Genomic DNA, 16,774 nt, shown 5'->3' on the forward strand with positions numbered 1-16,774 from the left:
ATCGCGGGCAGTTTTTTTTGGACTAGGACATTCCTAACAGCGCTTTCAACGCATCCTCGTCCAACACGGTCACGCCCAGTTCCTGCGCTTTGGTCAGCTTGCTGCCGGCCTCTTCGCCCGCCACCAGATAGGCGGTTTTCTTGGAGACCGATCCACTGACCTTGCCCCCTGCTGCCTGGATGTGCATCGACGCTTCCTCGCGGGTCCAGTTGGGCAGCGTGCCGGTCAGCACGAACGTCTTGCCCGCCAGCGTCGTGCCTTGCGGCGCGGCGTCGGCCACGGGGTTCACGCCCTGCGCCTTCAACTGCTCGATGACGTCGCGGTTGTGCTGTTCGGCAAAGAAGCGGCGGATGGATGCCGCCACGACCGGGCCCACGTCGGGCACTGACGACAAGGCGTCTTCATCGGCATCCATGATGGCGTCGATGCTGCCGAAATGCCGCGCGACGTCGCGGGCGGTGGTTTCACCGACGTGACGAATGCCCAGCGCGAACAACAGGCGGTTCAAGCCCGGGGCGCGCGCCTTGTCGATAGCCGCGACCAGGTTGTCGGCCGACTTCTGGCCCATGCGATCCAGGCCCACCAGTTCCAGCGGACGCAGGCTGTACAGGTCAGCCAAGGTCTTGACCCGGCCGCTGTCCACCAGCTGGTCCACCAGCTTTTCGCCCAGCCCTTCGATGTCCAGCGCCTTGCGGCTGGCCGCATGCCACAACGTCTGCTTGCGCTGCGCAGCGCAGAACAGGCCGCCCGTACAGCGCGCAATAGTCTCGTCTTCCAGCCGCTCAATGGCCGACCCACAGACCGGGCAGGCCGTGGGCATGACGAACTCCTGAGCGTCGTCGGGCCGCTTTTCAAGCACGGGGCCCAGCACTTCGGGAATCACGTCGCCCGCGCGGCGCACGATGACGGTGTCACCCTTGCGCACATCCTTGCGGCGGATTTCGTCTTCGTTGTGCAGCGTCGCGTTGGTGACGGTCACTCCGCCCACGAACACGGGCTTCAGGCGTGCCACGGGCGTGATTGCGCCCGTGCGGCCCACCTGCACTTCTATATCCAGCAGCGTCGTGGTGGCTTCTTCAGCGGCAAATTTGTGGGCCAGCGCGAAACGCGGCGCGCGTGCCACGAAGCCCAGCACTTTCTGCGCGGGCAGCGAATCTACTTTGTAGACCACGCCGTCGATGTCGTAAGGCAGGCTGGCACGCAGTTCGCCCACCTTGGCATAAAAGGCCATCAAGCCTTCGGCGCCCGTCGCGCGATGGTTGTGCTTCAAGTTGACCGGCAGGCCCAGCTCGTGCAGCCACGCCAGCATGGCGCCATGCGACGCTTCCGGCAGTTGCGACGCCTGGCCGGCGCCGGCCGTGGCCTCGTCGAACAAGCCGCTTTGCTTGCCGGGCAGGCCCCGCACTTCGCCCCAGCCATACGCAAAGAAGCGCAGCGGCCGTTTGGCGGTGATGCGCGGGTCCAGCTGACGCAGGCTGCCGGCCGCGGCATTGCGCGGGTTGACGAAGATCTTTTCGTCACGCTTGGCCTGCGACGCGTTCAATTTTTCGAAGTCGGCGCGATTCATCAGCACCTCGCCGCGCACTTCCAACACCTTCGGCGCGGACCCTTTTAGTTGCAGCGGAATGGCCTTGATGGTGCGGATGTTGGAGGTGACGTCTTCGCCCGTCTGGCCGTCACCGCGCGTGGCGGCCTGCACAAGACGGCCGTCTTCGTAACGCAGGCTGATCGCCAGCCCGTCCAACTTGAGCTCACAGAAATAATCGGCTTGCTGGGCCGGTCCCAATAGGCCTGCCCCCCGCAACGTGTCGGTGACACGGCGGTCGAACGCCACCACTTCCTCTTCGGCAAACGCATTGTTCAGCGACAGCATCGGCACGGCATGGCGCACGCTGCCAAAGGCGGAAACAGGCGCCGCGCCCACGCGTTGCGTGGGCGATTCCGGGGTGATCAGTTCGGGATGCTCGGCCTCAAGGGCTTCAAGCTGCCGCATCAGCCCGTCGTACTCGGCATCCGAGACGGAGGGCTCGTCGTAGACGTAATAGCGGACGTTGTGCTGTTCCAGCTCGGCGCGCAGGCGCGCCGCGGTTTCCGCCGGGTTGACTTCACCAGACGCGCGGCTCATTTATGCAAACACCCGTTGAGCACGCTCGCTTCCGGCGGGCAGGCCCGCTTGTTCAAGCTGTTCGAACAGCACTTGGAGGCGTTCGTCGATAACCGTTTCGGAACCATCCGCCAGTGGCTTGCCCTGGTCGTCGACCAGTTCGGCGCGCAGGCGGGCGGCCAGGTCGCGGCCCACGTCGACCATGCGGCCAAAGGCGCGCGTATCGGCCGGTGCACAAGGCACGTCCAGCAGCAGGTACAGGCGTTCGACGCCACCCATGCCGGCATCGAAGGCGGCGCCATCGGCGCGCGACAGCGTGAAGCGCGTCACGCCATTTTCCGCGGGCCACGCCAGCCGGTTGCCGTCCGCCACGAAGCCCGTGTCGCGGGCCACGGACAGCACTTCAGCGGCAGGCTGGGCCGCGCCCAGCAGCAGCGTCAGGCCGACCTGGGTGTCCAGCGCGGCGCAGGTGTCGTCCAGCCGGGCGCCCTGCTCCAGCACGGCTTGCTGGTCGGGGCCTTCTATGGTGGCGTCGAAACGTTCGGCCATGTCCTGGGCGCGCGCCCAGGCTTGCGACCATTCAATGGCAGTCAGGGGGCCGCTGCGATTGGCCAGCAACACCGCCAGTTGCATCGACGCATACGATTCGCCGGCATGCACGCGGGCACGATGGCGGCGCTGGTCGGTCTCGGCGAACACGCGCATCGGCTTGCGGCCTACGTGGCGCAGGCTTTGCATGTAAGGCAGCAGGTCGGCGCCACGCACGGGTTCGGCGAAATTGATTTCAATGACCACTTCGCAGGCGGGATCGGGTTCTTCCGTGTCGTCGGCATCGCTGCCCGGATCCACCGGCGCGGGCTGGCCGGGATGCGCGCGCGGCGCATCGCCGCCCATGCCGGGTTCGCGACGGCTCGCGCCCGCGGCAGTAGCCGAAGCGGCTGCGCCGGCAGCGCCGGCGCCCAGCAACGGATCCTGTTCAGACGTGGGGAAATGGCTTTGCATCTTGCGCCGGACGCGCCGGTCCTGCCACCAGTTGAATCCCAACACCAGCAGTATCAGCAAGACGCCCAGGGCTATCAGCCCGATCTGCAAATCACTCATGTGTACATCCCGCGCCAGGAGGGCGGCGCCTTTCTAAATATGGGGTTTATGCCGCTTCGGAGGCCATCATTTGCACGGCCGAATCTATGTCTACCGCAACGATACGCGAAACCCCTTGCTCTTGCATGGTTACGCCGATCAGCTGCTTGGCCATCTGCATGGCGATCTTGTTGTGCGAAATAAATAGGAATTGGGTTTGCTCGCTCATGTTGGCGACCAGGTTTGCGTAGCGTTCGGTGTTGGCGTCGTCCAGCGGCGCGTCCACCTCGTCCAGCAGGCAGAACGGCGCGGGGTTCAGCTTGAACAGCGCGAACACCAGCGCGGTCGCGGTCAGCGCTTTTTCGCCGCCGGACAAGAGGTGAATCGTGCTGTTGCGCTTGCCGGGCGGCTGCGCCATGACCTGCACGCCCGCGTCGAGAATTTCCTCGCCCGTCATGCTGAGCTTGGCCTCGCCCCCACCGAACAGCTTGGGGAACAGCTCGCCAAAGTGGCCGTTCACGATGTTGAAGGTTTCTTGCAGCAGCTCGCGTGTTTCGCGGTCGATCTTGCGGATCGCGTCTTCCAGGGTTTCGATGGCGGTCATCAAGTCCTGGTGCTGGGAATCCAGGAAACCCTTGCGTTCTCGCGACGTGTTCAATTCGTCCAGCGCCGCCAAGTTGACCGACCCCAGCGATTCGATCTGGCGCGAGATCCGGCCCACTTCCTGTTGCAGCCAGCTGGCGCGGCGCCATTCCTCGGGGCGGTTGGCCAGGTCCTGGGCCAGCGCCTCGCGGTCGACTTCGCGGGCGTTCAGCTGTTCGGTGAACTGCTCTTCGGCCAAGCGTGCGGCCTGCTCTTGCAGCTGCAATTCCATGATGCGGGCACGGCGCGGTTCCAGCGTCTGCTCCTGCTGCTGGCGATCCTCATCGGCGCCGCGCAGCAGAGCCGCCAGGTTTTCCATTTCCTGGCGAGCGCGCGACAGCGCTTCTTCGCGCTCCGCGCGCGCTTCCAGCGCATCCTGCAACCCGGCCTGCGAGGCGGACGCATCCAGCTCGGCCAGATCGCCCATCAGTTGTTCCAGTTCGACCGTGCCGCGCTGGCTTTGGTCGGCGGCCAACTGCTGGTTGCGTTGCAGGTCGGTAATGCGGACCTGGATGCCGCGTTCGGCAAACTCGGCTTCTTGCGCGGCGCGCTCAAGCTCGCGCAGGCGCGTGCGGGCGGCTTCGGCCTGGGCGGCCAGCGTTTCGCCATCCATTTCAGCGTCGGCAAAGCGGGATTGGTGCTCGGCCAGCTCTTCGTCCAGCGTCTCGAAGCGGGCTTCGGCTTCTTCGCGGGTGGCGCGCAGGTCTTCTTCCTGAACCTTGATTTCTTCCAGATCCTGGCGCAGGCGCGAGGCGCGTTCGCCGGATTGTTCGGCCTGCTGTTGCAGCCGGGAATGTTCAAGCTGGATGTCGTGCACGCGGCGCGTGACCTCGGCTACGCGCGTACGCGCCGGGGCGATGGCCTGCGAGACCTGCTGCCAGGCCGCTTCGGCGCGGGCGACGGCGGCGCGCGCCTGGTCGGCGATCAGCTGCTGGGCCTTGATCTCGCGTTGCAGGTTTTCAATTTCCTGCTGGCGGGCCAACAGGCCGGCCTGTTCGGAATCCGGCGCGTAAAAGCGGACGCTATGCGCGTCGATCAGGTGGCCGGCCTTGACCACGCAGGCGCTGCCGGCAGGCAAGGTCGCGCGCATGGCCAGGGCCTGCGTCACGTCGGTCGCGGTGTAGATGCCGGCCAGCCAGTCGTTCAGCAGCGTGCGCAGGTCCGGATCGGTGATGCGCAGCAAGCTGGCCAGCGGCGTCAGGCCGGCCGGGGCGGCCGGCGCGGGCGCCGCCACGGGCAATTGATAGAAAGCCAGCCGGGCGGGCGGCGCGTCTTCGGCAAAGGCGCGCGCCCAATCCAGGTTGCGCACTTCCATGGACGCCATGCGCTCGCGCAGGGCGGATTCCAGGGCGGTTTCCCAGCCCGGCTCCACGTGCAGCTTTTGCCACAGGCGCGACAGCCCGGCCAATTCGTGCTTGGCCAGCCAGGGTTCCAGCGCGCCCTGTTTTTGCACGTCTTCCTGCAATTTCACCAGCGCGGACAGGCGGGCTTCCAGGCGGGCCAGGTTCTGGGCGTCGGTCTGGGCGGCGGCCTGGGCGCGGCTGCGCTCGGCGTCCGCTTCCGGCACGCGGCCTTCCAGCGTGGCCAGTTCTTCCTGCGCTTCTTGCAGCTGGTCTTCGCCGGCTACACGGTCGCCGGCCAGTTGCTCCAGGCGGACAGGGTCGGGCGCGTGCAGCTCGCGTAGCTCTTGTTGCAGGCGTTCGCGGCGCTGCTCCAGCACCTGCATCTGGCGGTCGGCGTCGCGCTGGGTCTGGGCGACCAACGCCAGGTTCTGTTCGACGCGAGCCAGGGCGGCGCGCATTTCGTCGCGGCCCGAGGCGGCCTCGCGCACGCGCTGCTCGACGGCGGGCAACCCCGCCTGGGCATCTTCGGCGGCGGCGCGCGCCTCTTCGGTGCGGGCGGCAGCGGTGGCCAGGTCGTCTTCGGCCTGGGCGATTTGTTCAGTGCAATGCTCGCGCTGGCTGGTCCATTCCGCGATCTGCTGCTGCAACTGGTCGCGGCGCGATTGCAGGCGGTTGCGCGAATCCACCACGTGGCGAATCTCGGCTTCCAGACGGCTGACCTGGGCATTGGCCTCGTACAGCGCACCTTGGGCGGTGTGCACCGCGTCGCTGGCCGCGTAGTGGGCCTGACGGCGCGATTCCAGCGCGGCTTCGCCCGCCCGCAGGCCGGCGATGGCGGCTTCCAGCTCGTTTTGCGCCTGGGCCATTTCCTGGGCTTTCTTGGCGCGCTCTTCGCGGGCCCCCGTTTCCTTCAGGAACCACAGGGAATGCTGTTTCTTTTCGCCGTCGGCCTGAAGCTCGCGGTATCGCGTGGCGACTTCGGCCTGGGCTTCCAGCTTTTCAAGCTGGCTGTTCAGTTCGCGCAGGATGTCTTCCACGCGAGTCAGGTTTTCGCGCGTGTCGGACAGGCGGTTTTCGGTCTCGCGGCGGCGTTCCTTGTAGCGCGACACGCCGGCCGCCTCTTCCAGGAATACCCGCAGTTCTTCAGGGCGCGCCTCGATCAGGCGGTTGATCATGCCCTGCCCGATGATGGCGTAACCACGCGCGCCCAGGCCGGTGCCCAGGAAGATGTCGTGGATGTCGCGGCGCCGCACCTGCTGGTTATTGACGAAATAGCTGCTGGTGCCGTCCCGGGTCAGGACCCGGCGCACGGCGATTTCGGCGTAGGTGCTCCATTGGCCGGCGGCCCGCCCTTCGCTGTTGTCGAACACCATTTCCACCGACGCACGGGCCGCCGGCTTGCGGTTGCCCGAGCCGTTGAAAATGACGTCCTGCATGGACTCGCCGCGCAGTTCCGAGGCCTTGGCCTCGCCCAGTACCCAGCGCACCGCATCGATGATGTTCGATTTCCCGCAGCCGTTCGGACCCACCACGCCAACCAGTTGACTGGGCACGGGAATCACGGTGGGATCGACGAAGGACTTGAAGCCGGCGAGTTTTAGCTGAGTAAGACGCACAGTACGATGACGACGGGGTGGGTTGACGAAAGGCGTTAACGGACCTGCCGCACAGATTGCAAACCGGCCCACGAAGGGCCGGCTCACATATGGGTCGTATGATACCGCAGGCAGTCTGTCGCTAAACGTCAGCAATGGTCAACCCACGGGCAAACGCTCAATGGTGCGCCTTCGGGCACCGGCTATACTCCCTGACACTTTTTGGCACGACACATAATTTTCACGCGGACTGGCCGGGCTCAGGCCAAAGAACGGGGACATTCTTGAAACGTGGTTTCTATCTGGTCATGGCCGCGCAGGCCTTCTCGTCATTGGCGGACAATGCGCTGTTCATCGCAGCCATCGCCTTGATACAGGAGCTGCACGGCCCCGACTGGTTGGCGCCCATGATGAAATGGTCGTTCGCGCTGGCCTACGTGGTGCTGGCGGCCTTTGTCGGCGCCCTGGCGGACTCTTTCCCCAAGGGCCGCGTGATGTTCTCCACCAACGCCCTGAAGGTGGCCGGCTGTCTGCTGATGTTCTCGTACGCCAGCATCGGCGTCGCCCCCGAATACCAGACCTACCTGGTTTGCGCCGCCTATGCCGTGGTCGGGATCGGCGCGGCAGCCTATTCCCCCGCCAAATACGGCATCGTCACTGAAATGCTGCCGCCGCACATGCTGGTCAAGGGCAATAGCTGGATCGAAGGGCTGACCGTTTTCTCCATCATCCTGGGCACGGTGCTGGGTGGCCTGTTGATTTCGTCCTCGGTCTCGACCGCCCTGTTAAGCCATTCGTTCATCGGCAGCCTGGTGCACACGCCCGCCGAAGCCGCCATCCTGGTCATCGCCTTCGTCTACCTGCTGGCGGCGCTGTGCAACCTGATGATTCCGCGCACGCATGTGCGCTACCCGCCGCAGCAGAAAAACCCGGTGCGCCTGATCCGCACGTTCTGGGGCTACGTCTGCGTGCTGTGGAAAGACAAGCTGGGCCAGATTTCGCTGGCGGTCACCACCCTGTTCTGGGGCGCGGGCGCCACGCTGCAACTGATCGTTATCGAATGGGGCCGCAGCCACCTGGGCTATCAGCTGGACAAGGCGTCGATGCTGATGGGCGTGGCGGCGCTGGGTACGGTCGTGGGTTCCATCCTGGCCGGCCGCATCCCGCTGCGCCGCGCGCTGGCCGTGCTGCCGGTGGGCGCCGCCATGGGGCTGGTCGTGCTGCTGATGCCGCTGGTCTATTCGCCCTGGAGCGTCTACCTGCTGCTGCTGATCACGGGCGGGCTGGCCGGTTTCTTCGTGGTGCCGATGAACGCGCTGCTGCAACATCGCGGCCACGTGCTGCTGTCGGCGGGCCATTCCATCGCGGTGCAAAATTTCAATGAACAGCTCAACATCCTGCTGATGGTGGCGATGTACACGCTGCTGCTGTGGCTGCAACTGCCGATCAACATCATCATCGTGATTTTTGGCTCGGTGGTCGCGGTGCTGATGGTGGTGTTCATGCGCTGGAGCAAGCGCAACATGCAGGCCAACCCGGATCTGCACGACCAGATCGGGCAGGAAGGCCATGGGCGTGCGCTGGATTCAAATACCCACTAAGACGGCAAGCCGTTGATCGGCAACGAAAAACGGGCAATCCAGGGCGGGCGATAAAAAAGATAGGCGATAAAAGACGGACGATAAAAAGCCGGGCCCGGGCCCGGCTTTTTATCGTCCGCCGCCAGCGGCAAGCCGGGCGGTCAGATCTGGCGGGACGCCAGCTTCAGATCCTGCCAGGCGCGCGCCTTTTCGGACGGGCTGCGCAGCAGGTAGGCGGGGTGATAGCTGACAATCAGCGGAATCTGGCTGCCGTCTTCCGTCTTAAGCGTATGCACGCGGCCGCGCAGGCTGCCGATGGTGGCGTCCGTGCCCAGCAGCGTCTGGGCGGCAAACCGACCCAGAACCAGGATGCGCTCCGGCTTGAGCAACGCGATCTGGCGCATCAGATACGGGCTGCAAGCGGCAATTTCCTCGGGCTTCGGGTTGCGGTTGCCCGGCGGGCGGCATTTGATGACGTTGGTGATGAAGACGTCGGTGTCGCGGCTCATGCCCACGGCGGCCAGCATCGCGTCCAGCAACTGGCCGGAACGGCCGACAAACGGATGGCCCTGCCGATCCTCCTGCTCACCCGGGGCCTCGCCGACGACCAGCCAGCGAGTAGGCGTTGCCCCATGGCCAAAGACGGCGTGGCGGCGGCCCTGGCACAGCCCACAGGCCGTGCATGCCACCACCTGCTCGCGCAGTTCGTCCAGATTGGCGTTTTTCACCGCTTCGGCCACGGGGATGCGAGGCGCCTCGACGGTTTCTTCTTCGGCCGTCTTGGGTACAGGACGCGGCGGTGGGCCGGTGCGGTTCAGGATGGAAGCGGGAATGCCCGGGCGTCCGGAACTGCGTTCGGTTGCGACGACGGTCGGGGCAGCGGCCGGTGCAGCAGCCGGCTCCGAAGGGGCTGCGGCGGGCGGCGCGGCGGCCGCCGGCATCTGCCCAGCGGCAGGCTCCCGCGACAGGTTCACGGGCGCGATCGGCGCATCCGGGGCACGGAGCGGCACTCCGGAACCCGGCAAAACCGGTTTGGAAACAGGGGCTTGCGGCGCAACGGGCGCGCGTGCATCGGCCGGAGCCGGGCGCAGCCACAGCCTTTCCATGCCGATTTCGCGCAGCCAGATGCGTTGAAGCGGATTGACGCGGGGCGCCGCGGTGGGCGTCGGCAGGCTCATGCGGCCACCTCCAGCGTGGCATCAAAGCGTTTCTGCATCACCAGCGCGTCTTCGCGCGTGCCTCTTTCGGCCGGGTAATACCCCCGGCGCACGCCGATCTGCAAATAGCCGTGGTGCCGGTAGAAGTTGACGGCCGACACGTTGGACGGGCGCACTTCCAGCAGCACGCCTTCAAGCCCCCGTGCCCGCGCCTGCGCCTCGCACCATTGCAGCAGGATGCCGCCCAACCCCTGCCGGTGCAGGTGCTTGGACACGGCGATGACCAGCAGATGCGCGACGTCCGGTGCAAACATCAAAATGCAAAAGGCAGCGACTTTGCCGTCGCGGCGCAGTACCCACGCGCCGTAGCCCGCCGCCAGAGCGTCCACGAAATTGCCACGCGTCCAGGGAAACGCCTGCACGTGGGCCTCCAGCGCGGCGACCTCGTCCAGGTCGTCGTGCGTCAAGGGCTGGGGTTGTTCGGCGGGCGCCAGCGGGTCGGAAGGTTGCGGTACGCGGCCAAGCTCCGGCTGCTTAGCGTGCTGTGGCCGTGCACCGGATTGCGATGGCTTGGTGGGCTGGGATCGGTCGTTGGGCTGCGATTGCGTGGCCTCTGGCGCCAGCGACGGCTCTGCCTTCGGGTTGCCGCCTTCCCCGCGCATGCGCTCGGCAGTGGTGAATGCGACCTTGTCGCGCACATAAAGCGGCGCGGCCGCTTCCGGTGGCAGGGCCTCGCCACGCAGCCAGCCTTGGCGCGCCAGACGCGCCACGCTGGCGGCTTCAGGGCGCAACGCGTTTGCGGCTCGGGTCCAGCCATCCCGCGGAATCATGTCGGACGCGTAGGCATCCCACGCATCGCCCGCCAGCAGCGGGCGCAAAGCCTGGCCCGCGGTTTCCGACCATCGGGCAAGGTGGTGCGCCGTCCAGGGCACGACCTCGGCGGCCGCGATCAGCAGCGGCGCTTGCAGGACCTCCCAACCGGCGTCCTCAGCCCCCTGCGCGGCCACCGGGCGATAAACCGCCAGATAGACCTCGTTCATGCGCGCATCCAGCGCCACCACGATGGCGTCCACGGGCGTGGCCCCGGCCACCTGCGCCGCGACCGCCTGATGAGACACCACGGGCAGCACCGGAATGCCCAGCCCGAGGCCCATGCCTTGCGCCACGCCGCAGGCTACACGCAGGCCGGTGAAACCGCCCGGCCCCTGGCCAAACGCCACGGCGTGCAGGGCCGTGGGCGCAATGCCCGACTCGGCAAGCAGTTCGTTGGCCATCGGCAAGAGTCGTTCCGCATGCTCTTGGGACCCCTCGTGCTCGCGGGTAATCACCTGCAAACGGCCATCGACCGTTCGCAGCAAAGCCACCCCGCAACGGGACGAAGACGTTTCCAAAGCCAGCAGGTTTAGTTCCATAGGTGCAGATTGTACGAAATACGCGGCTCTGCCCCCGGTTGTAAGGGGGATTTCAACCATGGTTCGCAATGTGTAATATCTTGTGAACGCCCACTAGCCGCTGGTTCTTGTCACTGTTACATTTCCGGCCATGAATACGCAAAACACCACCCCCACCCGAAAAATCCTCGTCGTTGACGATGATCCGCGCTTGCGCGATTTGCTGCGCCGGTATTTGTCCGAGCAGGGATTCAACGTTTTCGTTGCCGAAGACGCCAAAGAGATGGGCAAACTCTGGCAACGCGAGCATTTTGACCTGCTCGTGCTGGATCTGATGCTGCCCGGCGAAGATGGTCTGTCCATCTGTCGTCGGCTGCGCGGTGGCCACGACAATACGCCCATCATCATGCTCACGGCCAAGGCGGAAGAAATCGACCGCATCGTGGGCCTTGAAATGGGCGCGGACGACTACCTGTCCAAACCCTTCAACCCCCGCGAACTGCTGGCACGGATCAACGCGATCCTACGCCGTCGCGGCACCGAAGAACATCCGGGCGCTCCCAGCCAGGAAAACGAGTCGATCGCCTTCGGCCCCTATGTGCTGAACTTGTCCACCCGTACGCTGACGCGCAACGGCGAACAAGTGCCGATCACTACCGGCGAATTCTCGGTGCTCAAGGTGTTCGCGCGCCATCCGAAGATTCCCCTGTCCCGCGACAAGCTCATGGAACTGGCTCGCGGCCGCGAATACGAAGCTTTCGATCGCAGCCTCGACGTACAGATCTCGCGCCTGCGCAAATTGATCGAACCCAATCCGTCCAAGCCCGTGTTCATCCAGACCGTTTGGGGTCTCGGATACGTGTTTGTGCCGGACGGTGGTAGCTGATCGGCTCGCCCGCCCTGGGCAGGAGCGCAGCCTCGTGCCCCGCTTGCGCAGAACCTTCAGGAACCTGACTTCACGTTTGCGGCTCGGCTTGTTCGGCCGCACGTTCCTGCTGCTCGCAGCGCTGATGCTGGTCAGCCTGGGCGCGTGGCTACAAGTATTTTTCAGCATGGAGCTGGGACCGCGCGCCAATCAAATGGCGCAGCGGGTGATCACGGCCGTCAATATCACGCGCACGGCCCTGATCTACTCTCATAACGGCGAACGCAGCAAGCTGCTGCTTGACCTGGCCACCAACGAGGGCATTCAGGTCTACCCGCGCGAAGTCACCGACTTCGCCGAAGCCCTTCCCGACGACGACTACTGGCAGCGTGTGGCGCAGCACATCCGCACGCGCTTTGGCCCCGAGACGCAGATCGCCTGGGGCGTCAACCAGGTGCCCGGCTTCTGGGTCAGCTTCCAGATCGAAAAAGATCTGTACTGGCTGGTGTTCGAGCGAGAACAGATTGGCTTGACGGGCGGTATCGAATGGCTGGGATGGGGCGCCACGGCGTTGCTGCTTTCCCTTGTCGGCGCGGCGGTCAGCGTGGGGTTCGTGAACCGGCCCCTGTCCCGGCTTGCCCGCGCCGCGCAGGTGTTGTCGCGCGGCGAGACGCCCGCGCCACTGCCCGAACAGGGTCCTTTGGAAATTCGCGATCTGAACGCCTCGTTCAACCGCATGGCCAAAGACCTGCGGCAGGCCGAGGCCGACCGAGAGTTGATGCTGGCCGGGATCTCGCACGACCTGCGTACCCCGCTGGCCCGCATGCGGCTGGAAATCGAGCTTAGCGGCGTGTCGGAAGACGCCCGCCAGGCCATCGACGAAGACCTGGGCCAGATCGATCACAGCATCGGCCAGCTAATGGAATACGCGCGGCCGGCCGGCACCCTGCCGCAGTTGGCCACCGACATATCGGCTGTGCTGGCCGAACTCTATGAACGTGAACGCAGCCACACCGCGTCGTTGGGCGGCGAACTGGAAGCGTCGCTGGAACCCGGGCTGCGCGCGCGGATCACGGCGCTGGACCTGAAGCGGGTGGTCAGCAACCTGATCGAAAACGCGCGGCGCTATGGCCGGTCCAGCGACGGCATGGCGCACCTTGTCATGACGCTGCAAGCCGAAGGCGGCATGATCGTGATCGAGGTGTGCGACCGCGGTCCTGGCATCGCCCCGGAAGATGTCGACCGGCTGCTGCGGCCTTTCTCGCGTGGCGAGGCGGCGCGTACTGGTGTCAGCGGCGCGGGCCTGGGTCTGGCCATTGTCGAACGCCTGCTCAAGCACGTGGGCGGCACGCTGCGGATGCTGCCTCGCGAAGGCGGTGGGCTGACCGCGCGGATAGAGTTGCCCAAAGCCAAGTTTAGGAATTATCAATTAGACAACGATAATCCATAGCGTAGAATTTATGGTTTAAGGCACTGCCTTATCTCCACCAACAACTACTGGGAGTAAACATGAAAACTGTTGGCGACAAACTCGAGCCCTTCAAGGTCACCGGCGTCAAGCCCGGCTTCAACCAGCACGAAGAGAATGGCGTGTCGGCGTTTGAAGACATCACCGAAAGCTCGTTCCCCGGCAAGTGGAAGGTGATCTACTTCTACCCGAAAGACTTCACGTTTGTGTGCCCGACCGAAATCGTCGGCTTCAACAAGCTGGCCAAGGATTTCGAAGACCGCGACGCCGTCCTGCTGGGCGGCTCCACCGACAACGAATTCGTCAAGCTGGCATGGCGCCGTGAGCATCCGGACCTGAACAAGCTGGGCCACTACCAATTCGGCGACACCACCGGTGCCCTGATCGACCAACTGGGCGTCCGTGAAAAGGGTGCTGGCGTTGCTCTGCGCGCCACGTTCATCGTTGACCCGGACAACACGATCCAGCACGTTTCGGTGAACAACCTGAACGTCGGCCGTAACCCGGAAGAAGTTCTGCGTTTGCTCGACGGTCTGCAAACCGACGAGCTCTGCCCGTGCAACCGTACGGTTGGCGGCGCTACGCTGTAATTTCCAGCCCGGTCCCGGACCTGTACGCAGGCCCGGCGCCGGGCTTTACTTGCTCTAGATTATAGGTAAAAACTATGGAATTTCTTACGACCATTAAGGAACAGCTGCCGGATTGGGCCAAGGACATCCGCCTGAATCTGGACGCCGTCATCGCCCGTTCCACGCTGGCCCCTGAAGACGCCGTCGGCGCCGCCCTGTCCGCCGCTTACGCTGCGCGCAGCCCGGTGCTGGTCGAAGCCTTCAAGAGCGGCCTGTCGGAAGGCGACGCCAATGCCGCCCTGACCGCTTCCGCGCTGATGGGCATGAACAACACCTGGTATCCCTATGTCGAAATGACGGGCGACGCCAACCTGAAGAGCCTGCCCGCGCAGCTGCGCATGAACGCCTACGCCACCCATGGCGGCGTCGAGAAAAAGCGTTTTGAACTGTTCGCGCTGGTTGCTTCGATCATCGGCAAGTGCCATTTCTGCGTGGCCTCGCACTACGAAAACCTGAAGAACGACGGCCTGTCGACCGAACAGCTGCGCGACGCCGGCCGTATCGCCGCCGTCGTCAACGCCGCCGCCCTGGCGCTGGCCGCCCAAGGCAAGTAAGCCCGGTCTGAAGACGAAAAAAAGCCCGCCTGTGCAAACAGGCGGGCTTTTTATTGCCGCGCGCCAAGGTGGGCGCGCCGACGGGGACAGCCCGATTAGTTCTGCGCCGGCTTCACGGGCGAGGTCGGCAAGCCGTTGGCCACCCAGGCTTCCAGGCCCCCCCGATACCAGTAGGCGTCCCAGCCCAAGGTGCCGACACGCAACGCCGCGTTGTACGACGAACGGTCGTTCATGCCGGCGCCCATCAACACGATCGGCACGCCCCGGTTGCCGCCCGACTTCTTCATCAGCCAATCGTCCAGCGGACCTTGCAGGCTGTCCTTGACGCTGCCGTCCGAACCCGCGTCGGCCAGCGGATAGGCGATGGGCAAGGTGTCGCGCAGCCCGCTGCTGTCCACGATGATCAGATTCTTGTTGTTCTTGATCAGCTGCACCAGGTCGCCCGTGGTGATGACCTTGGCGCGGTAGTGCTGGACCGGCGTGGGTCCCTTGTACGGCGCCGAGAAAAGCAAGGTCGTAGCCGGGATGCCGCTGTCCTTCAATTCATCGAAACCGCCGGTCGGGGCGGCGGCGCCCTGCCCCTGGCCCGCGGGCGCCTGCTGCTGACGGGCAGGCGGAGCCGAGCCGTCCTTGGCCACGATTTCACCGCCCACCGTGCCCATTTCGATGTCCGAAATCATTACGGCAATGTTCTCGATCAGCTCATAGCACATGGTGATCGAGCCTTCACGCGGGCTGTACCAGGCGTTGAGCTTGCCGCAATCCTTGAAAACCACGTTCACCGGCCGGGGCAGCACATACGTCTTGCCCAGCAGCTTGATGTTCTCGCCGATGGCGGCCGACAGGTTGTTCGCGAACAGGTTGCCGATCTTGCGCTTGGACGGCTCGAACACCACGTTCACCGGCGCGCCGGGCGCGTTGGCCGCTTGCTCGCCGTCCGGCGTCCAGGTGCCGACGCGCGTGTATGGCGCCAGAATCTTGCGCCACGCACGGTTCTGCTTATTGAATTCGTCCGTGCAACGGGCCTTGGTGCGGTCTTCGAAGCCGGTTTGCTGAACCACCGTTTCGAATACGGCGGGGTTGCCGCCGTACATGATGCACAGCATGTTGCGGAAGCGCTTAAGGTCGCCCGTGTGTTCGTCCTGCCATGCCGACGGCGCCTGGCCACGGCTTTCCGACAGCTTGCCGCTGTAGTACCACTGCAGGGCGGCGTAGGTGGCCGCTTCGCGCGCCATGCGGTCCACATCCTTGCTGCCCGACGGGTACATCGTGGGTTCCACGATCTGCAACGCCGCGTAGATATCCACCGCGTCTTCTTCGGCGCCGGTGGACGGCAATTGCAGTTCGCCGATCAGCGCATGGCCGAACTCGTGCATGAAGATGCTCTTCATCAGCCCGATGTACACGGCGACGATGCGTTCGGTATCGCCGCCGAATCGGGGATACGGGCCAGAGCCGGGCAGGCCGGAATTATTGCCACCCGAAGACGGCGCCGCCTGCGGCGTGTTGACGCGCGGCTGCGTGTTCTGCGGGCTTGCGCCCGTGCCGCCCCCGCGCGGAGGCAGGCCCGCGGGCGGCGGGCTGGCCGCGCCGCCGCCACGAGGCGGCAAGCCGGTGGACGGCGGTGCGGCCGGCGGCTGCTTGGATCCTTGATTGGTGGTGATGGAAAAATCCGCGATGCCGAACGTGCCGACGTCGTACGCCATGATGCCGATGTCGGCGCCCAGCGCGGACACGTCCGCCACGTCGCCGATCTTCTGGCCATTCACGATAAAGCGCGCGGCGCCCGGCACTTCGACCACCTTGATGCGGTCCGACCCATCCAGCTTGGCGACATTCGGCACGGAGCCGAAATCACGGCGGTTCTGGCCTTCCAGGCAGAACAGCTTCGTGTTTTTATCGGCCATGATTTCAAGCAGGCACAGGCTCTTGGTGGCGCGGTTGTTCATCACAACGCCGATGGATGCCTTGGGATTCTGCGAATTGACGACCACATTGACGTCGGTGATGCGGCCGGCTTCCGGCGCGGGGCCTGCCGTGACGTACAGCGTTTGCTCGCTGCCGGGCGTGCCTTTGTTCTGCAAGGTGAACCAGCCGTCTTGCAAGCCCGCCGTCCAACCCTGCAACAGCTGCTGTCGGACCCCGCCAGCCAGCGGACCCAACTGCTGTTCAAATTCCGCGTGCGCGGGCGCACATACTGCGGCAAGGGCTAAAAGCAGGGCTGCGCCACGTAGATGCATCCGAATATCTCATGTGATCCGATTTAAGTAGCGCGCAGAATATTCCGAATCATATGGACCCGCTTATTTATTTGTTAAAGATGTATGCCAAAGTAAATGAAGCCCCCGCAAGGGGCCGGCGCACGC

Annotated in this window: 11 protein-coding genes; 5 read left to right on the plus strand and 6 right to left on the minus strand. The window is 64.9% G+C overall.

Annotated elements, in window-relative coordinates; all coding sequences use genetic code 11:
• Nucleotides 1–22: 22 nt before the first annotated feature.
• From ligA to smc, 3 genes are read right to left on the minus strand one after another with little or no spacing between them, the layout of a single operon-like run.
• Nucleotides 23–2,125 (minus strand): NAD-dependent DNA ligase LigA, encoded by a 2,103-nt coding sequence (gene ligA, locus V6F88_RS16245; protein WP_332610715.1) that lies wholly within the window; start codon nucleotides 2,123–2,125, stop codon nucleotides 23–25.
• Entirely contained in the window at nucleotides 2,126–3,205 is a 1,080-nt protein-coding gene (locus V6F88_RS16250) for a cell division protein ZipA C-terminal FtsZ-binding domain-containing protein (RefSeq protein WP_104142985.1), read from the minus strand.
• A gap of 46 nt (nucleotides 3,206–3,251) precedes the next feature.
• Nucleotides 3,252–6,785, minus strand: a complete 3,534-nt coding sequence (smc, locus tag V6F88_RS16255) for a chromosome segregation protein SMC (RefSeq protein ID WP_332610717.1) — start codon at nucleotides 6,783–6,785, stop codon at nucleotides 3,252–3,254.
• A gap of 263 nt (nucleotides 6,786–7,048) precedes the next feature.
• Between smc and lplT the strand changes: the two genes are divergently transcribed.
• Nucleotides 7,049–8,365, plus strand: a complete 1,317-nt coding sequence (lplT, locus tag V6F88_RS16260) for a lysophospholipid transporter LplT (RefSeq protein WP_046802555.1) — start codon at nucleotides 7,049–7,051, stop codon at nucleotides 8,363–8,365.
• Between the two features lie 140 nt (nucleotides 8,366–8,505).
• On the opposite strand, the gene V6F88_RS16265 is transcribed toward lplT, so the two are convergent.
• Together V6F88_RS16265 and tsaB are read right to left on the minus strand one after the other, a co-directional pair.
• On the minus strand, nucleotides 8,506–9,522 hold the full coding sequence (locus V6F88_RS16265) for a uracil-DNA glycosylase (RefSeq protein WP_332610719.1): 1,017 nt from the start codon (nucleotides 9,520–9,522) through the stop codon (nucleotides 8,506–8,508).
• The gene (gene tsaB / locus V6F88_RS16270; RefSeq protein ID WP_332610721.1) at nucleotides 9,519–10,913 is read right to left on the minus strand and encodes a tRNA (adenosine(37)-N6)-threonylcarbamoyltransferase complex dimerization subunit type 1 TsaB; all 1,395 of its coding nucleotides are present in this window, start codon (nucleotides 10,911–10,913) and stop codon (nucleotides 9,519–9,521) included. Before tsaB ends, V6F88_RS16265 begins: the two co-directional genes overlap by 4 nt.
• Before the next feature lie 130 nt (nucleotides 10,914–11,043).
• Here tsaB and risA point away from each other — a divergent pair, with 130 nt between their 5' ends.
• From risA to V6F88_RS16290, 4 genes are all read left to right on the plus strand, one after another.
• Nucleotides 11,044–11,778, plus strand: a complete 735-nt coding sequence (gene risA, locus V6F88_RS16275) for a response regulator transcription factor RisA (RefSeq protein ID WP_003813882.1) — start codon at nucleotides 11,044–11,046, stop codon at nucleotides 11,776–11,778.
• A gap of 34 nt (nucleotides 11,779–11,812) precedes the next feature.
• The gene (risS, locus tag V6F88_RS16280) at nucleotides 11,813–13,207 is read left to right on the plus strand and encodes a sensor histidine kinase RisS (protein ID WP_006217983.1); all 1,395 of its coding nucleotides are present in this window, start codon (nucleotides 11,813–11,815) and stop codon (nucleotides 13,205–13,207) included.
• Nucleotides 13,208–13,266: 59 nt separating this feature from the next.
• Nucleotides 13,267–13,815, plus strand: coding sequence for a peroxiredoxin (locus V6F88_RS16285; RefSeq protein WP_006217982.1), 549 nt, complete (start codon nucleotides 13,267–13,269; stop codon nucleotides 13,813–13,815).
• Between the two features lie 74 nt (nucleotides 13,816–13,889).
• A complete protein-coding gene (locus V6F88_RS16290) occupies nucleotides 13,890–14,408 on the plus strand; it encodes a carboxymuconolactone decarboxylase family protein (protein ID WP_006223770.1) in 519 nt (172 codons plus the stop codon).
• A 95-nt stretch (nucleotides 14,409–14,503) separates the two neighbouring features.
• Here the strand turns inward: V6F88_RS16290 and V6F88_RS16295 are convergent, their stop codons facing one another.
• Nucleotides 14,504–16,570 (minus strand): DUF4344 domain-containing metallopeptidase, encoded by a 2,067-nt coding sequence (locus V6F88_RS16295; protein ID WP_332610724.1) that lies wholly within the window; start codon nucleotides 16,568–16,570, stop codon nucleotides 14,504–14,506.
• Nucleotides 16,571–16,774 lie beyond the last annotated feature (204 nt).

It is taken from the genome of Achromobacter sp. ESBL13, assembly GCF_036668755.1.
Lineage (GTDB): Bacteria > Pseudomonadota > Gammaproteobacteria > Burkholderiales > Burkholderiaceae_B > Achromobacter.

What these genes read in the sequence shown, in the direction of transcription:
- V6F88_RS16265 (WP_332610719.1), bottom strand. Translation starts at nt 9,522, where the DNA reads ATGAGCCTGCCGACGCCCACCGCGGCGCCCCGCGTCAATCCGCTTCAA.
- V6F88_RS16250 (WP_104142985.1), bottom strand. Translation starts at nt 3,205, where the DNA reads ATGAGTGATTTGCAGATCGGGCTGATAGCCCTGGGCGTCTTGCTGATA.
- ligA (WP_332610715.1), bottom strand. Translation starts at nt 2,125, where the DNA reads ATGAGCCGCGCGTCTGGTGAAGTCAACCCGGCGGAAACCGCGGCGCGC.
- V6F88_RS16290 (WP_006223770.1), top strand. Translation starts at nt 13,890, where the DNA reads ATGGAATTTCTTACGACCATTAAGGAACAGCTGCCGGATTGGGCCAAG.
- risA (WP_003813882.1), top strand. Translation starts at nt 11,044, where the DNA reads ATGAATACGCAAAACACCACCCCCACCCGAAAAATCCTCGTCGTTGAC.
- V6F88_RS16285 (WP_006217982.1), top strand. Translation starts at nt 13,267, where the DNA reads ATGAAAACTGTTGGCGACAAACTCGAGCCCTTCAAGGTCACCGGCGTC.
- tsaB (WP_332610721.1), bottom strand. Translation starts at nt 10,913, where the DNA reads ATGGAACTAAACCTGCTGGCTTTGGAAACGTCTTCGTCCCGTTGCGGG.